The organism is Aeromonas hydrophila subsp. hydrophila ATCC 7966 (assembly GCF_000014805.1).
In the GTDB taxonomy this organism is placed as follows: domain Bacteria; phylum Pseudomonadota; class Gammaproteobacteria; order Enterobacterales; family Aeromonadaceae; genus Aeromonas; species Aeromonas hydrophila.
Genome location: NC_008570.1, coordinates 4,517,653 through 4,538,993, shown reverse-complemented (window position 1 = coordinate 4,538,993; position 21,341 = coordinate 4,517,653). Strand labels below are relative to the sequence as shown.

Here is a 21,341-nt window from a genome sequence, read left to right as displayed (position 1 = left end):
GCAGAGAGGGTTGGCAGTGCCAGCCCTCTCTTCTGGAGGGATCCCATGCCATTCAAGGTCAAGATTTACGTCTTGCTGCTGCTGGCCATTCTGGTCACCATCGGCACTGCCTGGTTCAGCGTCAATCACTTCATCAGCGCCTATATCCGCACTCAGGCCACCCAGAACATCAACGAGCAAATCACCCTGGTCAAAGAGAAGCTGGCCAGCGACATCAATCAAAAAATCCTGTTGGCGGCCAACCTCAACTTCGGGGTCACCAACGTCAAGAAGACGCTGGAAGAGACCGGCTTTCATAATATCGTCAAGGTTATTGGCGACATGGCGTTCGACGTGAGCGGGGTCATCAACGATACGGCCAAGGTCGATGCGCTGCGCCAGCTGATCCCCGCCGCCAACAACCAGATCACCGTCAGCCCGCTGCAGCAGGTGGATGGCAAGCCCGTCATCTCCATTCTGGTGCCGCGAGGGGCCGACTCTGCCTACCTTTATTACCTCGACATGAGCGAGTTCAAGAACCTGCTGGAGAAGGTGAGCGGCGAGGGGCGTTACTTCTCGCTGGCCGATGGGCAGGGCAATGTGCTCTACAGCAGCAAGCCGCAGGGAGAGAGCGAGGCTCGTCCCAATGCGCTGGATATTCGCGGCAGCAGCTGGACGCTGACCGGCTATATCGATCTCGACTACATCCGTATCATGACCCAGGCACTCAACGGCCAGATCATCATGGCGTTGCTCGGGGTTGCCGTGGTGGTGATGGTGCTCGCCGTACTGGCGCTCAATCTCGCCTACCGTCCCATCCTTTCGCTGCGGGATCTGGTGCTGGAGCTCTCCCGTGGCAGCGGCGACCTGACCCGTCGGCTGGCGGTAACCAGTACCGATGATCTGGGCCAGATTTCGGCCGGCATCAACCGCTTTATCGAGCGGCTGCAGGAGATGATGAACGAGGTACGGCAGGCCAGCGGCCAGCTCAACAGCGGTATCGAGGGGCTGGCCAGCCAGACCGGGGCCGCCCAGTCCCTGCTGGCAGATCATGTGCGGGAAACCGAACAGGTGGTGACCGCCATCAACGAGATGAGTCGCACCGCAGTCTCCGTCTCTGAGAGTGCGGCCAGCACGGCCCAGCTGACCGGCCAGAGCCAGCAGCTGGCGAGCCAGTCCCGTCAGGTGGTGGATCAGGCCATGGCCAGCGTGATGGCGCTGGTGGACGAGGTGGAGGCCACTGCCCGCTCCATCGAAGCCATGCAGCAGGATGTGCAGCAGATTGGCTCCGTACTGGGCGTGATCGGCAGCATAGCCGAGCAGACCAACCTGCTGGCCCTCAACGCCGCCATCGAGGCGGCCCGCGCTGGCGAACAGGGGCGCGGTTTTGCGGTGGTGGCCGACGAGGTGCGCTCCCTTGCCGCTCGCACCCAGCAGAGCACGGCGGAGATCCAGACCATGCTGGCCAGTCTGCAGCGGGGTACCCAGACGGTGGTGGATGCCATGAGCAACACCAAGCAGAGTTGCCAGGGGGCCGCCGAGAACACCACCCGGGTCAATGAATCGCTGGATCTGATGGCGGGAGAAGTGGTGGAGATCAACGATCTTATCAGCCACATCGCCACGGCGGCGGAACAACAGAGCGCGGTAGCCGAAGAGATCAATCGCAACATGAGTGCGATTGCCGAGGTGATCCGCCAGCTGACTCAGAACGGGGAGGAGACGGTAGCCAGCTCCGCCGCGATGCAGCAGACCTACGACAGGCTGCGGGAGATCGTGGGCCACTTCCGGCTCGAGTAGATGTTGGAGTCTGGCCGCTGAAGAAAAATGGCCAAAAAAGATGGGGGCGACTTGCGTCGCCCCCGATAGTCTTATCGCTCATGTCCTTGAACGAAGTTGCTCCCTGCAATCCCTGACTATACCTCTTCCTTTAGGTTTCCCCTTCCCAATCCTTTGGGGTGTCCTTTAGCCATCATGGCCTGACGAGTCATCCGTTCCCGCCGCACTTTCTCCGTCCTGGGAGGTGTCCTTTACCACATCCTGTGGTGAGTCCATTTGCCCAACCCTGGCAGCCAGTCTTCCTGACCGACTTCATTGCGTCCGTGCAGGAGTAACTATAAGGATTTCACGGGGCACGACAACGGCAGATTGAAAAACGTTTTTACGCATCTCGTTACGAAGGAAACTTGTTTCGATATATTTCATTTTAAATCAGTGATTTGGTTTATTTGTGTTCAGGTTTTTTGATCCTATCTTCCGACTATCGCGAGAGCTTTTTAGGCGCTTTGCTCACGATGTGAATGGCGAATGTCTCACGCGTCGTTTAACCGAGGTTCAGACAAGGATAAGGGGAGCAGAGCGCGGGGAACTGGGGGTGATAATCAGTGACACGACTGTCGTGTCAGTTGTGTTCCTGTAGCCGTTCATAGATGGTTTGGCGTTCTTCCGGACTCAAGGAGGAGAAGTAATGGGTAAACAGACGCAGCAACAGGGATTTGTTCATGCCATCCTGCTGGGTCAGGCTGCCAAGCTCGTCGATGGCCGTGGTACTCAGGGAAAAGGTCGCTTTTTTGTAGCTGGGTTTCAGGTGTTCACCGTTTTCGATGAAGGCGAGTGCAGTGAGGGCTTCCTCCCGATGCAGATTCAGTTCCAGGCTGACAACCTTGGGTTTGCCCTTGGCGTAGAAGTCAGCATCTTCGATGAACTCGTCAATGGTGAACTTCTTCTGATGATGCAGATTGTGTTTCTTCTTCAGGTCGGCAAGGCCCATCTCACACCCCCAGCTCCAGAAACTCCTTGGCGATGGCCCGGATCTCTTCGGCCGATTTGCCATCCGGTTCTATTTCCATCACCGACAACCCCTTCTCCTCGCTGTCATCGTAGACATTGCGGCCATAGGTAATGGAGTTGAGTACGTCGACACCGAAGGAAGAGCACACCTCCTTGGCCTCCAGGATCCGCTTCACCTGGTTGGGGAGGGCAGGGCACTGGGTCAGCACCACGGCTGCCCGCAGGCTGGGGTTGACCATCTTGCAGGTGGTGATGAGGTCTTCCATGTGCGGCAAGGTCTTGAGGTCGCGGCGTTTGGGGCGCAGCGGGATCAGGGCGTGGGTGGCAACTGCCATGGTGGAACGCAATGCCCGGTTGTCCTGGCCGCCGCAATCGACAATGAGATAGTCATAGCGGTTCTTCAGGCTGAGCAGGTCGTTGCGGATGTTGCCGTAGAGCTGAACACAATTTATCTGGGGCAGGTCCGGATTGTCATTGCGCTCCTGGATCCAGTCCGATGTGGTGCGCTGTGGATCGCAATCGACCAGCAACACCTCGCCATGAAACTGGGTCCTGAGGTAAACCGCCAGATTCTGGGCCAGGCAACTCTTGCCGCTCCCCCCTTTTTCGCCACCGACCAGCAGGATCATGACCGTCTCCTATCCCTATGAAAAACAGCTGCATTGAGTATAGGAGGGGGTTGGGCCATGACAAGCCAAGAGGAGGTGGCCTCCTCTTGGGCTCTCACTCTCAGTAGTGCTGGCTGCCGCCATACCACTGACAGACATAGGCCGGCACCAGCATCTGGGGAGCCTTATCGACCTGGCATACCACCAACGGCATGGCCGGCGCGCCTTCTGCACTGACCAGTGCAGGGGTCATGGGCAGCAGCAGGCTTGCAAACAACAGCAGTGATTTGATCTTCATGGTTAGCTCCTTGGTGATAAAACGGGTGTGATCCTGATCACTTTCTGAGTTAAGCCGAGGTGGTTGGTGACGCAAGGTGCTGAAATAAATTCAACTAATGAAAAAAGTTTGAAAAGAGCCGATGGCAGGCGTCCTGAAAAATGAGCGGCCAAGATGCGGACTGGGTGCATATCCATATAAATGATGAGCCGGCAGGTGCGCCGCAGCGGGCCTGCGCGAGCGGGTTGGACGAGATGCCATGATCTGGGACAACAAACAGATTATTCAGTGAGCAGGCAGGCAATGACTATTTATTTCCCCGTATCACCGCTTTGAAATCTCATAAAATTCAATTTTTTGCATATTAAATTCAATGAATGTTGATTTTGTTTTTATCTGTATGAAATTGAAGGTTTTTTGTTTTTACATATATCCCTTAGTAGATATTGCGGATGAATGAAACAAGAAGAAATATGAAAAATTCACGATGAAAAGTGCGTATTTAAACGAAGGTGATGAATGGGAGATTGTCAGTTCTGTTATCCCTATCAAAGAATAAACCGTGATTTTATTCAGTTATAAGTGAATGTGATCAATGTCTAAGTTTGGTGTGATTCGCAGGTCTAACCTCGGTCTCGAAAGGCAAGGGCAGGATAGAACACAAGCCGATTACCCTACATAAAGAATATCCCGCCTTAGCCACGAGCATGAATAGAAGGAATCTATTCAATCACTCGCAGGGACCACTGCTAGACGGAATATAATCATGAGCAAATTTTATGTAGGTTCTGAAGTTGGCCAATTGCGCCGTGTCATGTTGCACCGCCCCAACCTCAGTCTGAAGCGTCTGACTCCTTCCAACTGCCAGGATCTGCTGTTTGATGATGTCCTGTCAGTTGAACGTGCCGGTCAGGAGCACGACAAATTCGCTCAGGTACTGCGCGATCAGAATGTCGAAGTTTTCCTGCTGACCAATCTGCTGGCCGAAACCCTGGACGTGCCGGAAGCCAAAACCTGGCTGCTGCAACATCAGGTCTCCGACTATCGCCTCGGCACCTCCTTTGCCAACGACGTGCGCTGCTTCCTGGCAGACATGCCGCACCGTGAACTGGCCCGCATTCTCTCCGGTGGCCTGACCTACTCCGAGATGCCCTACAGCGGCGTCAACATGGTCGTCGGCATGCACGCCCCGACCGACTTCATCATCGAACCGCTGCCCAACCACCTCTTTACCCGTGACACCTCCTGCTGGGTTTATGGTGGCGTTTCCATCAACCCCATGGCCAAGGCCGCCCGTCGTCGCGAGACCAACCATGTGAAGGCCATCTACCGCTGGCACCCGCAGTTCGCCGGCCAAGACTTCATCAAATACTTCGGTGATGAAGATCGCGACTACGACAACTCCACCATCGAGGGGGGCGACGTACTGGTCATCGGCCGCGGCTCCGTGCTCATCGGCATGTCCGAGCGCACCACACCGCAAGGGGTCGAACACCTGGCTCGCGGCCTGTTCAAACACGGCCAGGCCAAGCAGGTCATCGCCATGCAACTGCCGAAACACCGCAGCTGCATGCACCTCGATACCGTCATGACCCACATGGACATAGACACCTTCTCCGTTTATCCGGAAGTCATCCGCAAGGATGTGAACTGCTGGAGCCTGACTCCGGGCGGTGCCACCGGTATGAACATCAAGGAAGAGGGTTACTTTGTTACCGCCATCGAGAAGGCGCTGGGTGTCGATCAGCTCAAGCTCATCACCACAGGTGGTGACACCTTCGAGGCCGAGCGCGAGCAGTGGAACGATGCCAACAACGTGCTGACCGTGCGCCCCGGCGTGGTGGTGGGTTACGAGCGCAATACCTACACCAACGAGAAGTACGACAAGGCAGGCATCACAGTGCTGCCCATCCCGGGTGAAGAGCTGGGACGTGGTCGCGGCGGCGCCCGCTGCATGAGCTGCCCGATGGAACGCGACGGCATCTAACAAGACGGCGTGGCGCCGGCAAGAGGCCGGCGCCACAGATACCAAGACTCGAGAGTAACACTCATGAAAAAACCAACTGTCGTCGTCGCCCTGGGTGGCAATGCTCTGCTCCGTCGTGGCGAGCCGCTCGAAGCTGACATCCAGCGCAAAAACATCGCCACCGCCGCCAAGACCATCGCCCTGATCGCTCAGGAGTACAACGTGGTGCTGGTGCATGGCAACGGCCCGCAAGTCGGTCTGCTGGCCCTGCAAAACAGTGCCTACACCAAGGTATCCCCCTATCCGCTGGATGTGCTGGGTGCCGAGTCTCAGGGCATGATCGGCTACATGCTGATCCAGGAGCTGAAAAACCTGATGCCGAGCCGCAACGTCACCGCGCTGCTGACCCAGGTGCAGGTTGATCCCAAGGATCCGGCGTTTGCCAATCCGACCAAATTTATCGGCCCCGTCTACGAAGAAGCGGAAGCCCGCACCCTGGCAGAAGAGAAGCACTGGGTGGTCAAGGCTGACGGCAAGTTCTTCCGTCGTGTGGTGCCGTCCCCGCTGCCCCAGCGCATTGTCGAAGGCGACGCCATCGAAACCCTGATCGCCCAGGGTCACCTCATCATCTGTACCGGTGGTGGTGGCATCCCGGTGACCTGGGATGGCCAGAGCCTGACCGGCATCGAAGCCGTCATCGACAAGGACATGTCTGCCGCCTACCTGGCCAAGCAGATCAAGGCCGACGCCCTGCTGATCCTGACCGATGCTGATGCCGTCTATCTCGACTGGGGCAAACCGACCCAGCGTCCGCTGCGGATCACCAGCCCGGACGAGCTGGCCGGGGTCAAGTTCGATGCCGGCTCCATGGGGCCGAAAGTCGAAGCCTCCTGTGAATTTGTCAAAGCGACCGGCGGCATGGTCGGCATCGGTTCGCTGGAAGATGGCCTGGCCATCCTCAAGGGCGAAGCCGGTACCAATATCGTCGCCACCCGTACCGTGAATGCGTAGTTACAAATCTGTACTGAAGAATGCGTAGCCAGTGCTACTGCCCTACGTGGCTTGAACAAATCTGTACTGAAGAATGCGTAGTCAACACTACTGCCTAAATTGGTCTGAACAAATATAGAGAGAACTCATCATGGCTTTTAATCTGCGTAACCGTAACTTCCTGAAACTGCTGGACTTCACCCCGCGCGAAATCCAATACATGATCGATCTGGCCATCGACCTGAAGAAAGCCAAATACGGTGGCTATGAGCGTAAACACCTGACCGGCAAAAACATTGCCCTGATTTTCGAGAAGACCTCCACCCGTACCCGCTGTGCGTTTGAAGTGGCAGCCTTCGACCAGGGCGCGCAAGTCTCCTACCTCGGCCCAAGCGGTTCCCAGATCGGTCACAAGGAGTCCATGAAGGACACTGCCCGGGTACTGGGTCGCATGTATGACGGCATCGAATACCGTGGCTACGGTCAGGAGATCGTGGAAGAGCTGGGTGCCTACGCCGGTGTACCGGTCTGGAACGGCCTGACCAACGAATTCCACCCGACCCAGATCCTGGCCGACTTCATGACCATGCTGGAGCACGGCAAGGGCAAACGTCTGGATCAAATCAAGTTCGCCTACCTGGGTGATGCCCGCAACAACATGGGCAACTCCCTGATGGTCGGTGCCGCCAAGATGGGCATGGACATCCGCCTGGTTGCGCCGAAAGCCTTCTGGCCGGAAGAAGATCTGGTTGCCAAGTGCCGCCTGATCGCCGAAGAGACCGGCGCACGCATCACCCTGACCGAAGACGTCAAAGAGGGCGTGCTGGGTGCTGACTTCCTCTACACAGACGTCTGGGTTTCCATGGGTGAAGCGAAAGAAGCCTGGGATCAACGCGTCAAACTGATGACCCCGTATCAGGTCAACATGGATGTCATCAACGCCACCAAGAACCCGGATGTGAAGTTCATGCACTGCCTGCCGGCGTTCCACAACGATGAGACCACCATGGGCAAGGAAGTGGCTGACAAATATGGCATGAAAGGCCTGGAAGTGACCGAGGACGTGTTCGAATCCGAGCACAGCATCGTGTTCGACGAGGCCGAAAACCGGATGCACACCATCAAGGCAGTGATGGTTGCTACGCTGGGCGACTAAGGTCGCAGTAGTGGTGCCGGGGGGTGACCCCCGGCTTTTCGACCATGTGACAGCGGCATAATACCTCTAACCCTACGACCCGCAGCCTGCATGGATACCACACCCACAGAAGGAAGCTGGACCATGACCAAATTCAAGTTCCCGTCAGCCTACACGATACTGTTCGTGCTGATCGCCCTGGTGGCCGCCCTGAGCTGGATAGTGCCGGCCGGCAAATATGAAATGACCATGAACGAAGCCCTCGGCAAGGAAGTGCCGGTGGCTGGTACCTACAAACTGGTGGAGGGTAATCCCCAGGGGATCGTCGACGTGCTGCTGGCACCTATCGACGGTCTTTATAACCATGACACCTATCAGGCAGGCGCCATCGACGTCTCCCTGTTCATCCTGATCATCGGTGGTTTTCTTGGCATTGTGACCAAGACAGGTGCCATCGATGCCGGTATCGAGCGTGTAACCGACCGTCTGCGCGGCCGGGAAGAGTGGATGATCCCGATCCTGATGGCGCTATTCGCCGCGGGCGGTACCATCTACGGCATGGCCGAAGAGTCGCTGCCGTTCTACACCCTGCTGGTGCCGGTGATGATGGCCGCCCGCTTCGACCCGGTCGTGGCTGCCGCAACCGTATTGCTGGGGGCCGGTATCGGTACCCTGGGTTCCACCATCAACCCGTTCGCCACCGTGATTGCCGCCAACGCGGCCGGTATCTCCTTCACCGACGGCATCTGGTTGCGCGTCGCCATGCTGGTTGCCGGCTGGCTGCTGTGCGTGGCCTATGTGATGCGTTACGCCAAGATGGTGCGCAACGACCCGAGCAAATCCCTGGTGGCTGACAAGTGGGAAGAGAACCGTGCCCATTTCCTTGGCAACAAGAGCGATCAGATGCTGGAGTTCACCCTGACCCGTAAAATCGTGCTGGGTATCTTCGTCGCCGCCTTCGCCGTGATGATCTACGGGGTGGCCGTGCTGGGCTGGTGGATGGCGCAGATCTCCGGCGTGTTCCTGGCTGCCGCCATCATCGTCGGTGTCATCTCCCGCATGAGTGAAGAGGAGCTGACCTCCAACTTCATCGACGGTGCCCGCGACCTGCTCGGCGTCGCCCTCATCATCGGTATCGCCCGCGGTATCGTGGTGGTGATGGACAACGGCATGATCACCCACACCATACTGCACAGCGCAGAAGGGATCGTGACCGGCCTCTCCACCGTGGTGTTCATCAACGTGATGTTCGTGCTGGAAGTGGTGCTCTCCTTCCTGGTGCCGTCCTCCTCCGGTCTGGCCGTGCTGACCATGCCGATCATGGCGCCGCTGGCCGACTTCGCCAACGTGGGTCGCGAGTTGGTGGTCACCGCCTATCAGTCCGCCTCCGGCCTAGTGAACCTGGTGACCCCGACCTCCGCCGTGGTCATGGGGGGTCTGGCGATTGCCAAGGTGCCTTATGTACGCTGGCTGAAATGGGTGGCCCCGCTGCTCGGCCTGCTGACCGTGTTGATCGTGGTCTGCCTGAGCCTGGGTGCTGTGCTCTGATCTACAACGAAGAGAAAGCTGAAAACGGGAGCCGCTGGCTCCCGTTTTTTTATGGCTGACTCATGACGACTCAAGTCGTGGGGAGGGGAGAACGGGTACGGATGAACCGCCTTGGCGAAGATCAGCGGCAACAAAAAGGCGACCTTCTGGTCGCCTCGATCTCTTCATGGGAGAGGGCTTAGCGGGCTTGCGCCAGGGTGCGTACCACGGCAGCGTGGGCCTGACGAGTGCGGCTGATGTGGCGCGGGGCGACCAGCACCACGTCGTTGCCGGCGACGGCGCCCATGATCTCGGGATTGGCGTTGCGATCCAGCAGGCGGGCCACCACGGTGGCGGCGCCAGGGGTGGTGTGGATCAGCACCATCTGCTGGTTGTGCACCACTTCGCGCACCATGTCGTGGATGGAGCGGGTGCTGCCGGCGGGCTCCAGCTGCTCGTCCACCAGGGTGTAGACCTTCTTGCCGTTGGCGTTCTGGGCCTTGGCCACGCCGAGTCGGCGCAGCAGGCGGGAGATGGTGGACTGGCTGATGTCGGCGAAACCGCGCTCCGACAGCTCGCGCCGGATCTCCTCCTGGGTGCTGTAGCAGTGCTGGCCGATGATCTGGCGACAGGCATCCAGCTGGGCCAGCTCGGGCTCTTGTTCCACGGGACGACTGAGGGTTTTGACCACGGCGAATTCCTTTGATGATGACCGACGGTAAACGCTCGATATCTGCCGCATTTGCTGAATATCAGCAAAAAATACTGGCAATCAATGCACTGGCAGGAAATGAGCGGGAATAGCTCTGTTTGGATGGCAAATTATAACCAACTGGTTATTTGGTGATGTGACAGGGGTCAAAAATGGGCCCCTTGGGGCCCACCTGGATATCTTTTGAGTCTGGCTATCAGTAGCGTTCGCTGACGATGTCCTGGGTGAAGGACTTCTCGCAGTATTTGCACTTCATCCGCACCACGCCTTTCACTTCGCGCACCCGGAAGTAGCTGTCCACCGGCTCGTTGTGGGAGATGCAGTTGGAGTTGGGGCAGTGGAACACCCCGGCGATGAACTCCGGCAGCTCCAGCTGGTGTTTCTTCACCACGGCGAAGTCTTCGATGATGTTGACGGTCGCCTTGGGGGCGAACAGCGCCAGCTGGTTGGCCTGCTGTTCGGTCAGGCGGGTGTTCTCGATCTTGATGAGATCCTTCTTGCCCAGCGCGCCGGATTTCAGGTTGAAACCGACGGTGATGCGCTCCTGGGTTTCGATCAGCTGGAACAGCTTGAGGATCTTGATGCCCTGGCCGGCGGGGACGTGGTCGATGACGGAGCCGTGACGGATGGCTTCGACTTGCAGTTGGTTCTTCTCGGACATGATATACCCCTTTCCCTTAGACGGTTTCGTTCAGTACCAGAGCCAGCAGCGCCTGGCGTGCATAAACCCCGTTCTCTGCCTGCTGGAAGTAGTAGGCGTGGGGAGTCTTGTCGACCGCGACGTCGATCTCGTCGACGCGGGGCAGGGGGTGCAGGATCTTCATGGTGGGCTTGGCGCCTTCCAGGGTGGCCACTTCCAGCACGAACTTGGCGGCCATGTGCTTGTATTCGGTCTCGTCGAAGCGCTCTTTCTGAACCCGGGTCATGTAGAGGATGTCGAGCTCCGGCATCACCTCTTCCATGGTCTCGTGCACGCTGAACTGGATGCCTTTCTCTTCCAGCTCCTCGCAGATGTAGTCCGGCATTGCCAGCGCTTCCGGCGAGATGAAGAAGAAGCGGCAGTTGAACAGGCTGAGGGCCTGGGCCAGCGAGTGTACGGTGCGGCCGTACTTGAGGTCGCCGACGAAGGCGACGTTGAGACCGTCCAGCTTGCCTTGCGTCTCGTGGATGGAGAAGAGGTCGAGCAGGGTCTGGGTCGGATGCTGGTTGGAACCGTCACCGCCGTTGATGACCGGTACCCGGGAGAACTCGGAAGCGAGGCGGGCGGCGCCCTCTTTCGGATGACGCATCACCACCGCATCGGTGTAGGAGCCGATGATCTTGATGGAGTCGGCCAGGGTCTCGCCCTTCTTGGCGCTGGTGTTGCCACCGTCGGCGAAGCCGATGATGTTGCCGCCCAGGCGCTGGACCGCAGTCTCGAACGACAGGCGGGTACGGGTGGAGGCTTCGAAGAAGCAGCTGGCAACCAGCTTGTCTTTCAGCAAGCGGGTGTCGGGCTCGGCCTTCAACCGCTGTGCGGTTGCGACCACCAGTTCCATGTCGGGCCGGGTCAGGTCCGAAATGGAGATGACATGTTTCTTATAGAGTGGATTGGTCATCGTCTGCATTCCCTTTGACATCAATGAAGGTTTTTCGGGCACAAAAAAAAGCCCCTGAAACAGGGGCTTTTTTTAAAAACAATTGGGGATCTGTGGGTCGGGAACCGGAAACAACGGGGCCGCTCTGGTGCGCTCCACCCGTCTGCAAGGCTGTTTTTTTCAGCAAAAACTGCATCGTCCTGTCCTGACCTTTTTTCAAACCGGACAGATTATAGAGTCGCATTTTGAATTGTCAAAAATTTATTTTAAAGGCAAGATTTACGCGGAAAAACGTTTAACTGTCGTGAACTGGCCGGCAAACCCACACCTGGTGTTCGGCCTGCAATGGCTGTGCATCTTCGGCCATGCTGCGCAGATAGGCGAGTCTGTGGTGCCCCTCCAGCAGGCAATAGGGTTGTGGCAGCGGGTGACCGTCCGGGTAGCTGCTGCCCGCTGCCGATGCCAGCACTATGATGGGTTCGGACCAGGTGCCCTGGCTCAGCATGTACTCCCCGAGCCAGGAGCGACGGACGTAACGGTTGTGCCTCAGCATCTCGCCCCAGCGTTCGACCACCTCCATATGGCGGGAGCCGGTCTGCTCGATGATCTTGGCGGTGGGCCAGCTTTCACACTCGAACTGGTGGCGGGCGAGATCGATAAAGCTCCAGTTGGATTCAAAACCGCGCCAATGGCGGTAAATCCACTGGGAGAGCACATTGTCGGGAATGAAGGGCACCAGCGGGGCGACCCGTGCCAGATAGTCCGGCAGGGCCTCGGTTTTGCTCTCATCCCGGAAGTTGAGCGGTGCAAGTTGTTGAAGTAACCGATAATTGAGCATGAGCAGCCTCCTCATTGCCTGGCCACCTCTTCACCCTACCCCCATTGCCGCTGCTTTCCTACCCAAACAAGGCTGTAAATACAGCGAGTTACCCCCTTTGGCTGCAAAAAGTGACCAGATCTGCTCGTCCTTTGTGCAATCGCACCGAAAGTGAGAAAAAAGCCTTTACCTTTGATCCCGGCTTTGTATAATTCGCCTCGTTTGTTGCAGGGGCGTAGTTCCAATTGGTAGAACAGCGGTCTCCAAAACCGATGGTTGCGGGTTCGAGTCCTGCCGCCCCTGCCATTTTTCAGAGAAGCCAGCTCATTGAGCTGGCTTTTCGCTTTTCCGGGCCTCCCATTTTTTCCCATCGTCCCTTGCCCCGACTGCTGTAGCAGGGCGCTTCCTCCCGTTGTACTCGTTCCTCCCGACCGCTAGTCGTTGTTGCGCCGGTTTGCCCTGTCGTTTCTGGCAATCGTCCCGCCGCGCTCCCTGTGCTACATAACAGGGTCGGTGCCCTGGCATGCCGTTGGCAGGCCGGCACTCAATGCTCAAGCCGTGGATTGTGGGCGTGAACATCAGCTGAGGAGAGCGAACCATGAACAAGGCAGTTGAAACCCGATTGAACAAGTCCCGTCCCGGTGGCTGGATCCCCCGCGATGGCGCCCATATCGAGCGCTGGATCCGGCGCATCAAGCACTACGTGACCCAGCAGCCGCGGGCGCTGGTGCCACCCATCGCCGAGCTGCGGGATCTGGTCCATGCCAACCCTGCGCTGCATGCCCAGGCCGAAGCCATGTTCAAGGAAGCCTGGCGCCACAAGCACCTGACCCCGCTCGGTCAGCCGGAGGTACGCTCGTTCGAGGAGTTCCTGGGGCTGCTCAACGGCATCATGACCACGGCGCCCGAGGCGTATCAGGACATCCCCAGCCACGAGCCATCCGGTCTCATCGGCTTTCCCATCAATGCTCTGCTCGACTGGCCCATGGCCACCCAGTCTGGCTATCACTTCTTTGCCAACGCCCTGATCAACCAGCAGTTCAAGAAGATCCTCGACTACTGGGCCCAGTTCCTGCAAAGCCCGGCTTCCCGCTATGTATTGAATGAACCGGTCAGCCGGCTGGATCAGGAGACCCTGGTGGTGCCCTGGCTCGGCAAGGTGGCCAAGGCCGAGATGGTCAAGGTGGCGAACGAGGCGGTCGGGGAGGGGCCCAACCCCACGCCGGGCAGCTTCGAGCAGATCTTCGAGTGCGAGCCGGCGGCCGAATACCACGGGTTCAGCTGCTGGGACGACTTCTTCACCCGCCGTTTTCGGGCCGGGGTGCGGCCGGTATCTGCACCGACGGATGACGGTGTCATCGTCAACGCCTGCGAATCGGCGCCGCTGCAGGTGCGCAAGGAGGTGAGCCGCAGCGATCAGTTCTGGCTCAAGGGGCAGCCCTATTCGCTGGACAACATGCTCGATTTTGACGATCTGGCGCCCCGTTTCGAAGGCGGCACCGTCTACCAGGCCTTCCTCAGCGCGCTCAGCTACCACCGCTGGCACAGCCCGGTGAGCGGCACCATCCGCAAGGTGCGCATCGTCAACGGCACCTACTATCTGGAAAACCAGTTCGAAGGCTTTGCCGACCCGCAGGGGGCGGATCCCAGCGCCCCCAACAATTCCCAGCCGTTCCTCACCTCGGTGGCAACCCGGGCACTCATCTTCATCGAGGCCGACAACCCCAAAATCGGCCTGATGTGCGTGGTGCCGGTGGGGATGGCCGAGGTGTCGAGCTGCGAGATCACGGTGCAGGCGGGGGATCGGGTGCAGAAGGGGGATCCGCTCGGCATGTTCCACTTCGGCGGTTCCACCCACTGTCTGCTGTTCCGCCCCGGCGTCAGGCTGGAGTTCGACTTCCATGGCCAGATCCCAGGGCTGGATGCGACCAATATGCGGCTCAACACCGCCATCGCCCGGGTCAAGTAGCCCTGCCGGGCAGAGAATGGGAGGCCGCCTGCGGGCGGCCTTGTTGTTGTCATGGGTAGCTGCTTTTTGGCTCTTTCATGGGGGTTGTCAGCAGCATGGAATAGCGATCCAGTAATGACGAGTAGCGGGTTCTGTTGTTGATAGATGTAAAAATAATGGGATTCACTAAAGTCTGTTCAGCATGTGGCCGATAGCCTTGATTAAATAAGGGTCTCTCCCTGGCCCGTCACAACAACAAGGATCCGTAGTCATGACACTTTCGTTGCGCGGCAAGCTGCTGGCCACCAGTCTGGGGGTGGTGCTGCTGATGGCCTCACTGCTCGGCATCGTTGCCTTTCACACCCTCAAATCCCGCACCATGAGCGCCATCCAGAGCGAGGCGGTCAACTATGGCCACGCCTACTCGGTCGCCATCGGCGACTGGATGGCGGATCGCAAGAACACGGTGCACGCGCTGGTGAACCTGATCGCCGACAACCCGCAGGCCGAGCTGGTGCCCCACCTGAAGCAGGCCTACACCTCGGGTGGGTTCGGGCTCACCTACTTTGGCTCGACCCAGGGGGTGATGACCCGCCAGGACCCCTCCCTCAACACCGGCAACTATGACCCGCGCGAGCGCCCCTGGTATCAGGATGCGGTGAAGGCGGGGCAGCTCATCGTCACCGCCCCCTATGTCAGCGTCACCATGCAGAAGCTGGTGGTCACCCTCTCCGAGCCGGTGCTCCATCAGGGCGAACTGGTCGGCGCCGTGGGGGCCAACCTGGCGCTCGACAAGCTGATCGACGAGGTGCTGGCGATGCAGGTGCAGGGCGAGGGGTACGCCATGCTGCTCGACAGCAGCGGCCTCATCGTCGGCCATCCCAACAAGGAGCTGGCGCTCAAGCAGATTGGTGAGCTCTCTCCCGACCTGTCGGCGGCCACCTTCCAGCAGTGGGGCCGCGAGAACAACGAGCTGCACGCCGCCACCCTGGACGGGCGTGACGTGCTGCTGGCGGTGCAGCCGGTGGCGGGCACCGACTGGCTGCTGGCCATAGTGATGTATCGCGACGTGCTGGAGGCGCCGCTCGCCTCCCTGCTGTGGCAGCTGGTGGGGCTGACTCTGGTGCTGATGCTGGTGTTCAGCGCCCTGCTCACCGCCATGTTCAAGTATCTGTTTGCCGATCTGGGCCGGGTGGCTGGCGCGCTGCACGACATCGCTCACGGCGAGGGGGACCTCACGGTGCACATCAACACCCGCAGCAAGGATGAGGTGGGTCAGCTGGCGGAGAGCTTCAACCAGTTCGTGGCGCGGCTGCACGGCATCGTCAGCCGGCTGCGGGATGTCACCGTCGAGCTGGCGGCCCAGTCCCGCGCCCAGGCAGCCGGGGCCCAGTCCCGCAGCCAGCGGGTGCGCCAGCAGCAGGACGAGATCGTGATGGTGGCGACCGCGGTGACCGAGATGGCCTCCGCCACTCAGGAGATCGCCGGCAACGCCGAGTTTGCCGCCACCACCTCGGGCGATGCGGTCAAGCTGGCGGTCGCCGGCCAGTCGCAGGTCGGTCAGAGCCAGCGCAGCATCACGGGGCTCGCGGACGAAGTGGCCGATGCCAGCCAGATCATCGTGGAGCTGGATGCCCACGCCCAGAAGATCAGCGGCATTCTGGCCACCATCAGCGGCATTGCCGAGCAGACCAACCTGCTGGCGCTCAACGCCGCCATCGAGGCAGCCCGGGCCGGTGAGCAGGGCCGCGGTTTCGCGGTGGTGGCGGACGAGGTGCGGGTGCTGTCGCGCCGCACCCACGACTCCACCGACGAGATCCAGCAGATGATCGAGACCCTGCAGCAGACCACCCGCCGGGCGGTGAGCGGCATGGAGACCAGCCGCCAGCTGGCGGGCACCAGCGTGGAGGACGCGGAGTCCGCCAACCTGAGCCTGGGGCAGATCAACGAGGCGATCGGTGCCATCAGCGACATGGCGACCCAGATTGCGGCGGCGGCCGAAGAGCAGACCTCGGTCACCAGCGAGATCAGCCGCAACACCGAGAACATCCGCCACGTCTCCCAGGAGCTGGCCGAGCAGGCCAATCAGGAGGCGGCGCAGGCAGCCGAGCTGAAGGGGCTGACCGAGCGGCTGGAGCAGGAGATCGGCCGCTTCCGGCTCTGATCATCAGGCGAACGTCCATGAAAAAGGGCAGCCCGCGGGCTGCCCTTTCTTGTTTCACGACAGGCTCAATGGGTCTGCTTGACCCAGATCAGCTGATCGGTGGCAAAACCTAGCGACTTCGCCTTGGCGACCAGGGCGTCCACCTTCTCCTTGGGCGGATTGGGTGAGCGGGCGAGGATCCAGAGATAGTCGTGGTTGTAGCTGGTCACCAGCGAGAGCTGGTAATCGGGATCCAGTTCGATGACGTTGTAGCCACCGTAGAAGGGGCCGAAGAAGCTCACCTTGAGCCGTGCCTCATCCGGTTTGTCGACGAAGTAGGCCTTGCCCTCGGCTTCACGCCAGCTGCCGTCACTCTGCTTGCCGCGGTTGAGCACCTTGACCCCGCCGTCGTCGCGCAGGCTGTAGGTGGCGCTCACCTGCTCCAGTCCGCGCTCGAAACCGTGGTCGAGGCGGGCGATCTCGTACCAGGTGCCGAGGTAGCGGTCGAGCTGGAAGCCGGTAATGGGGCGGATGCCGTCGGCGAGGCCGGTACAGGCCGTCAGCAGGCAGGCGGTGAGCAGACAAAGCAGTGCACGCATGAACAATTCCTCTCTGGTTATCCCTCTATGATGCGCAGCTGGCCTTCCCGAAAGCGGGAGGCCTGATCCGTCGGCGTGCTGCCGAAGAAGCGCTTGTACTCCCGGCTGAACTGGGAGTTGCTCTCGTAGCCGACCCTGGTTGCCGCGGTGCCCGCCTTGATGCCGTCGTGCAGCATCATCATCCGCGCCTTGTGGAGGCGAAACGACTTGATGTACTGCAGCGGCGAGGTGGCGGTGACCGCCTTGAAGTGGTGGTGGAAGGCGGAGACGCTCATGTTCACCTCCCGCGCCAGCTCCTCCATGGTCAGGTTGTCGGCGTAACGCGACTCTATCATACGCAGCACCCGGGCAATCTGGCCCACATGGTTGTGGCGATTGGCGAGCGCCTGCAACGCCGGGCCGCCCCCCTCGTGCAGGGCGTAGAACAGCATCTCCCGCACCGTCTGCGGCCCCAGCACTCTGGCGTGGTGGGGTTTGTCCATCAGGTCGATCAGCCGCTCGGCGGCGCAGAACATGGCCTCCGACAGGGGCACCGAGTGCACGCCGCTCTTTTGCGGGGTGGGGGCGGGCAGGGCATCCCCCAGCTCCAGCAGCAACTCCTGCAGGGTCACCAGGTTGATCTCGAGGGAGAAGCCGATGAGGGGCTGCTCGGGGGAGGCGAAGCACTCGCACTCGCAGGGCAGCGGCAGGGTCATCAGCAGGTAGTGGTTGGGGTCGTAGCGAAACACCTGGTCCGCCAGATAGCCCACCTTGTGCCCCTGCAGGATCACGATCATCCGCGGCTGATAGAGCACCGGGGTGCGGCCGTGGTATTCGGTGGTGTAGATGAGGCTCACCTGATCCACCGGCGAGGGGGTGATGCCGGGGGCGGTGACGTGGCGGGCCAGCTTGGCGGCGAGATCGGTGTAGCGGGTCTGCATGGGATGCTCTTGGGTTCTGTTTTGGCTGCTTTGTAGGAATAGGCAAAAATAAAGCAGGATGTTGCCTTGATGGTATTGGTTGTCTGGAGAAAAATGCAATCACATTTTTGCGGCCTGGCCGCCAGATACTCACAAAGGCAATGTCGATGAACAACTTTACCCTGCATACCCCGACCAAGATCCTGTTCGGCAAGGGCCAGGTCGCCCAGCTGCGTGAACAGCTGCCGCGCGATGCCCGCATCCTCATCACCTACGGTGGTGGCAGCGTGGTGCGCAGCGGTCTGCTGGCCCAGATCCGCAGCGAGCTGGCCGGCATGACCCTGTTTGAATTCGGTGGCATCGAGCCCAACCCCACCTATGAAACCCTGATGGGAGCGGTCGAGCTGGCCCGCGCCGAGCGGGTCGACTTCCTGCTGGCCGTCGGCGGCGGCTCCGTGCTCGACGGCACCAAGTTTATCGCCGCAGCGGCCCATTACGACGAGAGCCGGGATCCCTGGCACATCCTCGAGACCGTGGGCAACGAAGTGCGTTCCGCCATCCCGCTCGGCGCCGTGCTGACCCTGCCGGCCACCGGCTCCGAGATGAACATGGGCGCCGTGGTGACCCGTCGCAGCAGCGGCGACAAGGTGCACTTCTTCTCGCCCTTCGTGATGCCGCGCTTCGCCGTGCTTGATCCGGTGCTGACCTACACCCTGCCGGCCCGCCAGGTGGCCAACGGGGTGGTGGATGCCTTCATCCACATTCTGGAGCAGTACCTCACCTATCCGGTCAACGCCAAGGTGCAGGATCGCTTCGCCGAAGGTCTGCTGCTGACCCTGCTGGAAGAAGGCCCCAAGGCGCTGGTGGAACCGGAAAACTACGAGGTGCGCGCCAACATCATGTGGAGCGCCACCCTGGCGCTGAACGGCCTGATCGGGGCCGGCGTACCGCAGGACTGGGCGACCCACATGCTGGGCCACGAGATCACCGCCCTGCACGGCCTTGACCACGCCCAGACCCTGGCGGTGGTGCTGCCGGCCCTGCTGCAGGCCAAGCGCCAGCAGAAACACGCCAAGCTGCTGCAATACGCCGAGCGAGTGTGGGATCTGCGCAGCGGCAGTGAAGCGGAGCGCATCGATGGCGCCATCGCCGCCACCCGCGACTTCTTCGAGCGGATGGGGGTCAAGACCCGGCTGCGGGATTACGGCGTGGCGGACGCAGGAATTGATACCCTGCTCGGCAAGCTGGCGGAACATGGCATGACCGCCATCGGCGAGCACGGCGATATCGACCTGGTGCAGAGCCAGCATATTTATGAGGCGGCCTGGTAAGCGGGGCGCACTGGTCCGTCACCATCGAAACGATTAAATAGCAGGGGCCGGATCCGCTCATTTGGCGGGTAGCCGGCCCCTTGTCTGTTACAAAACAGTTACTTTTTTCGTTTTCGGCCCGATATCTGTGATCCGTGCGGATTTCGTAAGAACAAAAAGCGCTAAGATAGAGGGCCGGTAAAACATTTTTTTTGACTGGTTGGATCACTTTTTCCAGCGCTTTTTACTGGTATAAGTCGCTAATTTGGTTTGTTTTTTTAAATCATGGTCCGGGACGGGCTGAATTCTGTACGCGCCCCGCCGGGACTGCGGTTGTAATAAAACTCCAAAATTTGATACTAATCACCTTCGCGCCTGAAAAGCGGGGGCCTGGCCATGACAGGAGGTTGAGGTAAAGCCTACTGATTTTCATAACAAAGGGCCCGTGACCTGCACTTTGGTCATGTCTTGTTTCGCCAGAAATGCGACACTGGGCAGCGATTGTTTATTAACCATCAGGGAATAGTCATGCAGATTGGAATACCGAGAGAGAGTCTCGCCGGTGAGACCCGGGTCGCAGCGACCCCGGCCACCGTTGAGCAGCTGAAAAAGCTCGGCTTCGAGGTCGCCATCGAGGCCGGTGCCGGCCTGCTGGCCAGCTTCGATGATGCCGCCTTCGAGGCTGCCGGTGCCAGCGTGGTGCCGAGCGTCTGGCAAGCCGACCTCATCTTCAAGGTCAATGCGCCGACCGATGCCGAGATCGCACAAATTAAAGATGGTGCCACCCTGGTGAGCTTCATCTGGCCTGCCCAGAACCCTGAGCTGGTCAAGAAGCTGTCCGCGCGCAACATCAATGTGATGGCGATGGACATGGTGCCGCGGATCTCCCGTGCCCAGTCCCTCGATGCCCTCTCCTCCATGGCCAACATCGGTGGCTATCGCGCCGTGGTGGAAGCCGCGCACCAGTTTGGTCGCTTCTTCACCGGCCAAATCACCGCAGCCGGCAAGGTGCCGCCCGCCAAGGTCCTGGTGATCGGTGCCGGCGTAGCCGGTCTGGCCGCCATCGGTACTGCCGGTTCCCTCGGTGCCATCGTGCGTGCGTTCGATACCCGTCTGGAAGTGGCCGAGCAGATCGAGTCCATGGGTGGCGAGTTCCTCAAGCTGGACTTCGGTGGCGAGGATGGCTCTTCCTCCGACGGTTACGCCAAGGTGATGAGCGAAGAGTTCATCGCGGCCGAGATGGCGCTGTTTGCCCAGCAAGCCAAGGAAGTGGACATCATCATCACTACCGCCCTGATCCCGGGCAAGCCGGCACCCAAGCTGATCACCAAAGAGATGGTGGACAGCATGAAGCCGGGTTCGGTGATCGTGGACATGGCCGCTCAGGCTGGCGGCAACTGTGAATACACTGTGCCGGGTGAACTGCATGTCACCGGCAACGGCGTCAAGGTGATCGGTTACACCGATCTGCCGGGCCGCCTGCCTGCCCAATCCTCCCAGCTCTACGGTACCAACCTGGTCAACCTGATGAAGCTGATGTGCAAGGAGAAGGACGGCAACGTCGCCATCAACTTCGAAGACGTGGTGCAGCGCAACATGACGGTGATCCAGGCCGGTGAAGTGACCTTCCCGCCGCCCGCCATCTCGGTCTCTGCCGCCCCGCAAAAACCGGCTGCCGCCAAACCGGCCGCCAAGAAGGAAGCGGCCAAGCCCTCCAACAAGAAGTTCGTGTTCGGTGCCCTTGGCATCGCCGCCTTCGGTTGGGTTGCTGCCGTGGCGCCTGCGGCGTTCCTCTCCCACTTCACCGTATTCATCCTGGCCTGCGTGGTCGGTTACTACGTGGTGTGGAACGTCTCTCACGCCCTGCACACGCCGCTGATGTCGGTCACCAATGCCATCTCCGGCATTATCGTGGTCGGTGCCCTGCTGCAGATTGGGCAAGGGTCGACCCTGGTCACCGCATTGGCCTTCGTCGCCGTGCTGATTGCCAGTATCAACATCTTCGGTGGCTTCACCGTCACTCAGCGCATGCTGAAGATGTTCCGTAAGGATTAAGGGGGTTTA

19 protein-coding genes and 1 tRNA gene are annotated in these 21,341 nt (G+C 59.9%); 10 read left to right on the top strand and 10 right to left on the bottom strand.

Annotation, left to right across the window (positions count from 1 at the left end; all coding sequences use genetic code 11):
• Nucleotides 1-45: 45 nt before the first annotated feature.
• The gene (locus AHA_RS20695) at nt 46-1,779 is read left to right on the top strand and encodes a methyl-accepting chemotaxis protein (protein WP_011707759.1); all 1,734 of its coding nucleotides are present in this window, start codon (nt 46-48) and stop codon (nt 1,777-1,779) included.
• Nucleotides 1,780-2,380: 601 nt separating this feature from the next.
• Here AHA_RS20695 and AHA_RS20690 read toward each other — a convergent pair.
• The 3 genes from AHA_RS20690 to AHA_RS21740 form a co-directional block, all read right to left on the bottom strand.
• Nucleotides 2,381-2,749 (bottom strand): CopG family transcriptional regulator, encoded by a 369-nt coding sequence (locus AHA_RS20690; RefSeq protein WP_011707758.1) that lies wholly within the window; start codon nt 2,747-2,749, stop codon nt 2,381-2,383.
• A 1-nt stretch (nt 2,750) separates the two neighbouring features.
• Nucleotides 2,751-3,398, bottom strand: coding sequence for an AAA family ATPase (locus AHA_RS20685; RefSeq protein WP_011707757.1), 648 nt, complete (start codon nt 3,396-3,398; stop codon nt 2,751-2,753).
• A 100-nt stretch (nt 3,399-3,498) separates the two neighbouring features.
• Nucleotides 3,499-3,675 carry a hypothetical protein gene (locus AHA_RS21740; protein WP_017409769.1) on the bottom strand — a complete coding sequence of 59 codons (177 nt, stop codon included), beginning with the start codon at nt 3,673-3,675 and terminating at the stop codon, nt 3,499-3,501.
• Between the two features lie 745 nt (nt 3,676-4,420).
• On the opposite strand from AHA_RS21740, the gene arcA reads away from it, so the two are divergent.
• The 4 genes from arcA to AHA_RS20665 all read left to right on the top strand — a co-directional run bounded on the left by arcA (nt 4,421) and on the right by AHA_RS20665 (nt 9,293).
• Entirely contained in the window at nt 4,421-5,641 is a 1,221-nt protein-coding gene (arcA, locus tag AHA_RS20680) for an arginine deiminase (protein WP_011707755.1), read from the top strand.
• A gap of 63 nt (nt 5,642-5,704) precedes the next feature.
• On the top strand, nt 5,705-6,631 hold the full coding sequence (arcC, locus tag AHA_RS20675; protein WP_011707754.1) for a carbamate kinase: 927 nt from the start codon (nt 5,705-5,707) through the stop codon (nt 6,629-6,631).
• A gap of 130 nt (nt 6,632-6,761) precedes the next feature.
• A complete protein-coding gene (gene argF / locus AHA_RS20670; protein WP_011707753.1) occupies nt 6,762-7,766 on the top strand; it encodes an ornithine carbamoyltransferase in 1,005 nt (334 codons plus the stop codon).
• Nucleotides 7,767-7,889: 123 nt separating this feature from the next.
• Nucleotides 7,890-9,293 (top strand): YfcC family protein, encoded by a 1,404-nt coding sequence (locus tag AHA_RS20665; protein ID WP_011707752.1) that lies wholly within the window; start codon nt 7,890-7,892, stop codon nt 9,291-9,293.
• 178 nt (nt 9,294-9,471) lie between these two features.
• Here the strand turns inward: AHA_RS20665 and AHA_RS20660 are convergent, their stop codons facing one another.
• The 5 genes from AHA_RS20660 to AHA_RS20640 all read right to left on the bottom strand — a co-directional run bounded on the left by AHA_RS20660 (nt 9,472) and on the right by AHA_RS20640 (nt 12,399).
• Complete coding sequence (locus tag AHA_RS20660) at nt 9,472-9,963, bottom strand: arginine repressor (RefSeq protein WP_164927763.1); 492 nt, start codon at nt 9,961-9,963, stop codon at nt 9,472-9,474.
• Between the two features lie 217 nt (nt 9,964-10,180).
• Nucleotides 10,181-10,645, bottom strand: a complete 465-nt coding sequence (pyrI, locus tag AHA_RS20655; RefSeq protein ID WP_011707750.1) for an aspartate carbamoyltransferase regulatory subunit — start codon at nt 10,643-10,645, stop codon at nt 10,181-10,183.
• A 16-nt stretch (nt 10,646-10,661) separates the two neighbouring features.
• Complete coding sequence (gene pyrB, locus AHA_RS20650) at nt 10,662-11,582, bottom strand: aspartate carbamoyltransferase (RefSeq protein ID WP_016352301.1); 921 nt, start codon at nt 11,580-11,582, stop codon at nt 10,662-10,664.
• On the bottom strand, nt 11,563-11,757 hold the full coding sequence (locus AHA_RS20645; RefSeq protein WP_123785055.1) for a hypothetical protein: 195 nt from the start codon (nt 11,755-11,757) through the stop codon (nt 11,563-11,565). The genes pyrB and AHA_RS20645 overlap by 20 nt, the downstream gene beginning before the upstream one ends.
• A 99-nt stretch (nt 11,758-11,856) precedes the next feature.
• Complete coding sequence (locus AHA_RS20640) at nt 11,857-12,399, bottom strand: hypothetical protein (RefSeq protein ID WP_011707748.1); 543 nt, start codon at nt 12,397-12,399, stop codon at nt 11,857-11,859.
• A 208-nt stretch (nt 12,400-12,607) separates the two neighbouring features.
• On the opposite strand from AHA_RS20640, the gene AHA_RS20635 reads away from it, so the two are divergent.
• From AHA_RS20635 to AHA_RS20625, 3 genes are all read left to right on the top strand, one after another.
• Nucleotides 12,608-12,684 (top strand) — tRNA-Trp (locus AHA_RS20635).
• Nucleotides 12,685-12,976: 292 nt separating this feature from the next.
• A complete protein-coding gene (locus AHA_RS20630) occupies nt 12,977-14,347 on the top strand; it encodes a phosphatidylserine decarboxylase family protein (RefSeq protein ID WP_011707747.1) in 1,371 nt (456 codons plus the stop codon).
• 250 nt (nt 14,348-14,597) lie between these two features.
• Complete coding sequence (locus AHA_RS20625; protein WP_011707746.1) at nt 14,598-16,490, top strand: methyl-accepting chemotaxis protein; 1,893 nt, start codon at nt 14,598-14,600, stop codon at nt 16,488-16,490.
• Between the two features lie 65 nt (nt 16,491-16,555).
• Here AHA_RS20625 and AHA_RS20620 read toward each other — a convergent pair whose 3' ends face one another.
• Nucleotides 16,556-17,068 (bottom strand): lipocalin family protein, encoded by a 513-nt coding sequence (locus AHA_RS20620; RefSeq protein WP_024945178.1) that lies wholly within the window; start codon nt 17,066-17,068, stop codon nt 16,556-16,558.
• Nucleotides 17,069-17,085: 17 nt separating this feature from the next.
• Complete coding sequence (locus tag AHA_RS20615; protein WP_011707745.1) at nt 17,086-17,988, bottom strand: AraC family transcriptional regulator; 903 nt, start codon at nt 17,986-17,988, stop codon at nt 17,086-17,088.
• A 146-nt stretch (nt 17,989-18,134) separates the two neighbouring features.
• Here AHA_RS20615 and yqhD point away from each other — a divergent pair, with 146 nt between their 5' ends.
• Together yqhD and pntA are read left to right on the top strand one after the other, a co-directional pair.
• Nucleotides 18,135-19,298 carry an alcohol dehydrogenase gene (yqhD, locus tag AHA_RS20610; RefSeq protein WP_024945180.1) on the top strand — a complete coding sequence of 388 codons (1,164 nt, stop codon included), beginning with the start codon at nt 18,135-18,137 and terminating at the stop codon, nt 19,296-19,298.
• A gap of 507 nt (nt 19,299-19,805) precedes the next feature.
• Nucleotides 19,806-21,332, top strand: a complete 1,527-nt coding sequence (gene pntA / locus AHA_RS20605; protein WP_011707743.1) for a Re/Si-specific NAD(P)(+) transhydrogenase subunit alpha — start codon at nt 19,806-19,808, stop codon at nt 21,330-21,332.
• The last annotated feature ends 9 nt before the right edge of the window (nt 21,333-21,341 follow it).

Bases quoted from the DNA above. Each gene is read 5' to 3' on its own strand.
- AHA_RS20645 (WP_123785055.1), bottom strand. From the start codon at position 11,757: ATGCAGTTTTTGCTGAAAAAAACAGCCTTGCAGACGGGTGGAGCGCAC.
- arcC (WP_011707754.1), top strand. From the start codon at position 5,705: ATGAAAAAACCAACTGTCGTCGTCGCCCTGGGTGGCAATGCTCTGCTC.
- arcA (WP_011707755.1), top strand. From the start codon at position 4,421: ATGAGCAAATTTTATGTAGGTTCTGAAGTTGGCCAATTGCGCCGTGTC.
- AHA_RS20695 (WP_011707759.1), top strand. From the start codon at position 46: ATGCCATTCAAGGTCAAGATTTACGTCTTGCTGCTGCTGGCCATTCTG.
- AHA_RS20640 (WP_011707748.1), bottom strand. From the start codon at position 12,399: ATGCTCAATTATCGGTTACTTCAACAACTTGCACCGCTCAACTTCCGG.
- argF (WP_011707753.1), top strand. From the start codon at position 6,762: ATGGCTTTTAATCTGCGTAACCGTAACTTCCTGAAACTGCTGGACTTC.
- AHA_RS20630 (WP_011707747.1), top strand. From the start codon at position 12,977: ATGAACAAGGCAGTTGAAACCCGATTGAACAAGTCCCGTCCCGGTGGC.
- pntA (WP_011707743.1), top strand. From the start codon at position 19,806: ATGCAGATTGGAATACCGAGAGAGAGTCTCGCCGGTGAGACCCGGGTC.
- AHA_RS20615 (WP_011707745.1), bottom strand. From the start codon at position 17,988: ATGCAGACCCGCTACACCGATCTCGCCGCCAAGCTGGCCCGCCACGTC.
- AHA_RS20685 (WP_011707757.1), bottom strand. From the start codon at position 3,398: ATGATCCTGCTGGTCGGTGGCGAAAAAGGGGGGAGCGGCAAGAGTTGC.
- pyrB (WP_016352301.1), bottom strand. From the start codon at position 11,582: ATGACCAATCCACTCTATAAGAAACATGTCATCTCCATTTCGGACCTG.
- AHA_RS20665 (WP_011707752.1), top strand. From the start codon at position 7,890: ATGACCAAATTCAAGTTCCCGTCAGCCTACACGATACTGTTCGTGCTG.
- yqhD (WP_024945180.1), top strand. From the start codon at position 18,135: ATGAACAACTTTACCCTGCATACCCCGACCAAGATCCTGTTCGGCAAG.
- AHA_RS21740 (WP_017409769.1), bottom strand. From the start codon at position 3,675: ATGAAGATCAAATCACTGCTGTTGTTTGCAAGCCTGCTGCTGCCCATG.
- AHA_RS20620 (WP_024945178.1), bottom strand. From the start codon at position 17,068: ATGCGTGCACTGCTTTGTCTGCTCACCGCCTGCCTGCTGACGGCCTGT.
- AHA_RS20625 (WP_011707746.1), top strand. From the start codon at position 14,598: ATGACACTTTCGTTGCGCGGCAAGCTGCTGGCCACCAGTCTGGGGGTG.
- pyrI (WP_011707750.1), bottom strand. From the start codon at position 10,645: ATGTCCGAGAAGAACCAACTGCAAGTCGAAGCCATCCGTCACGGCTCC.
- AHA_RS20690 (WP_011707758.1), bottom strand. From the start codon at position 2,749: ATGGGCCTTGCCGACCTGAAGAAGAAACACAATCTGCATCATCAGAAG.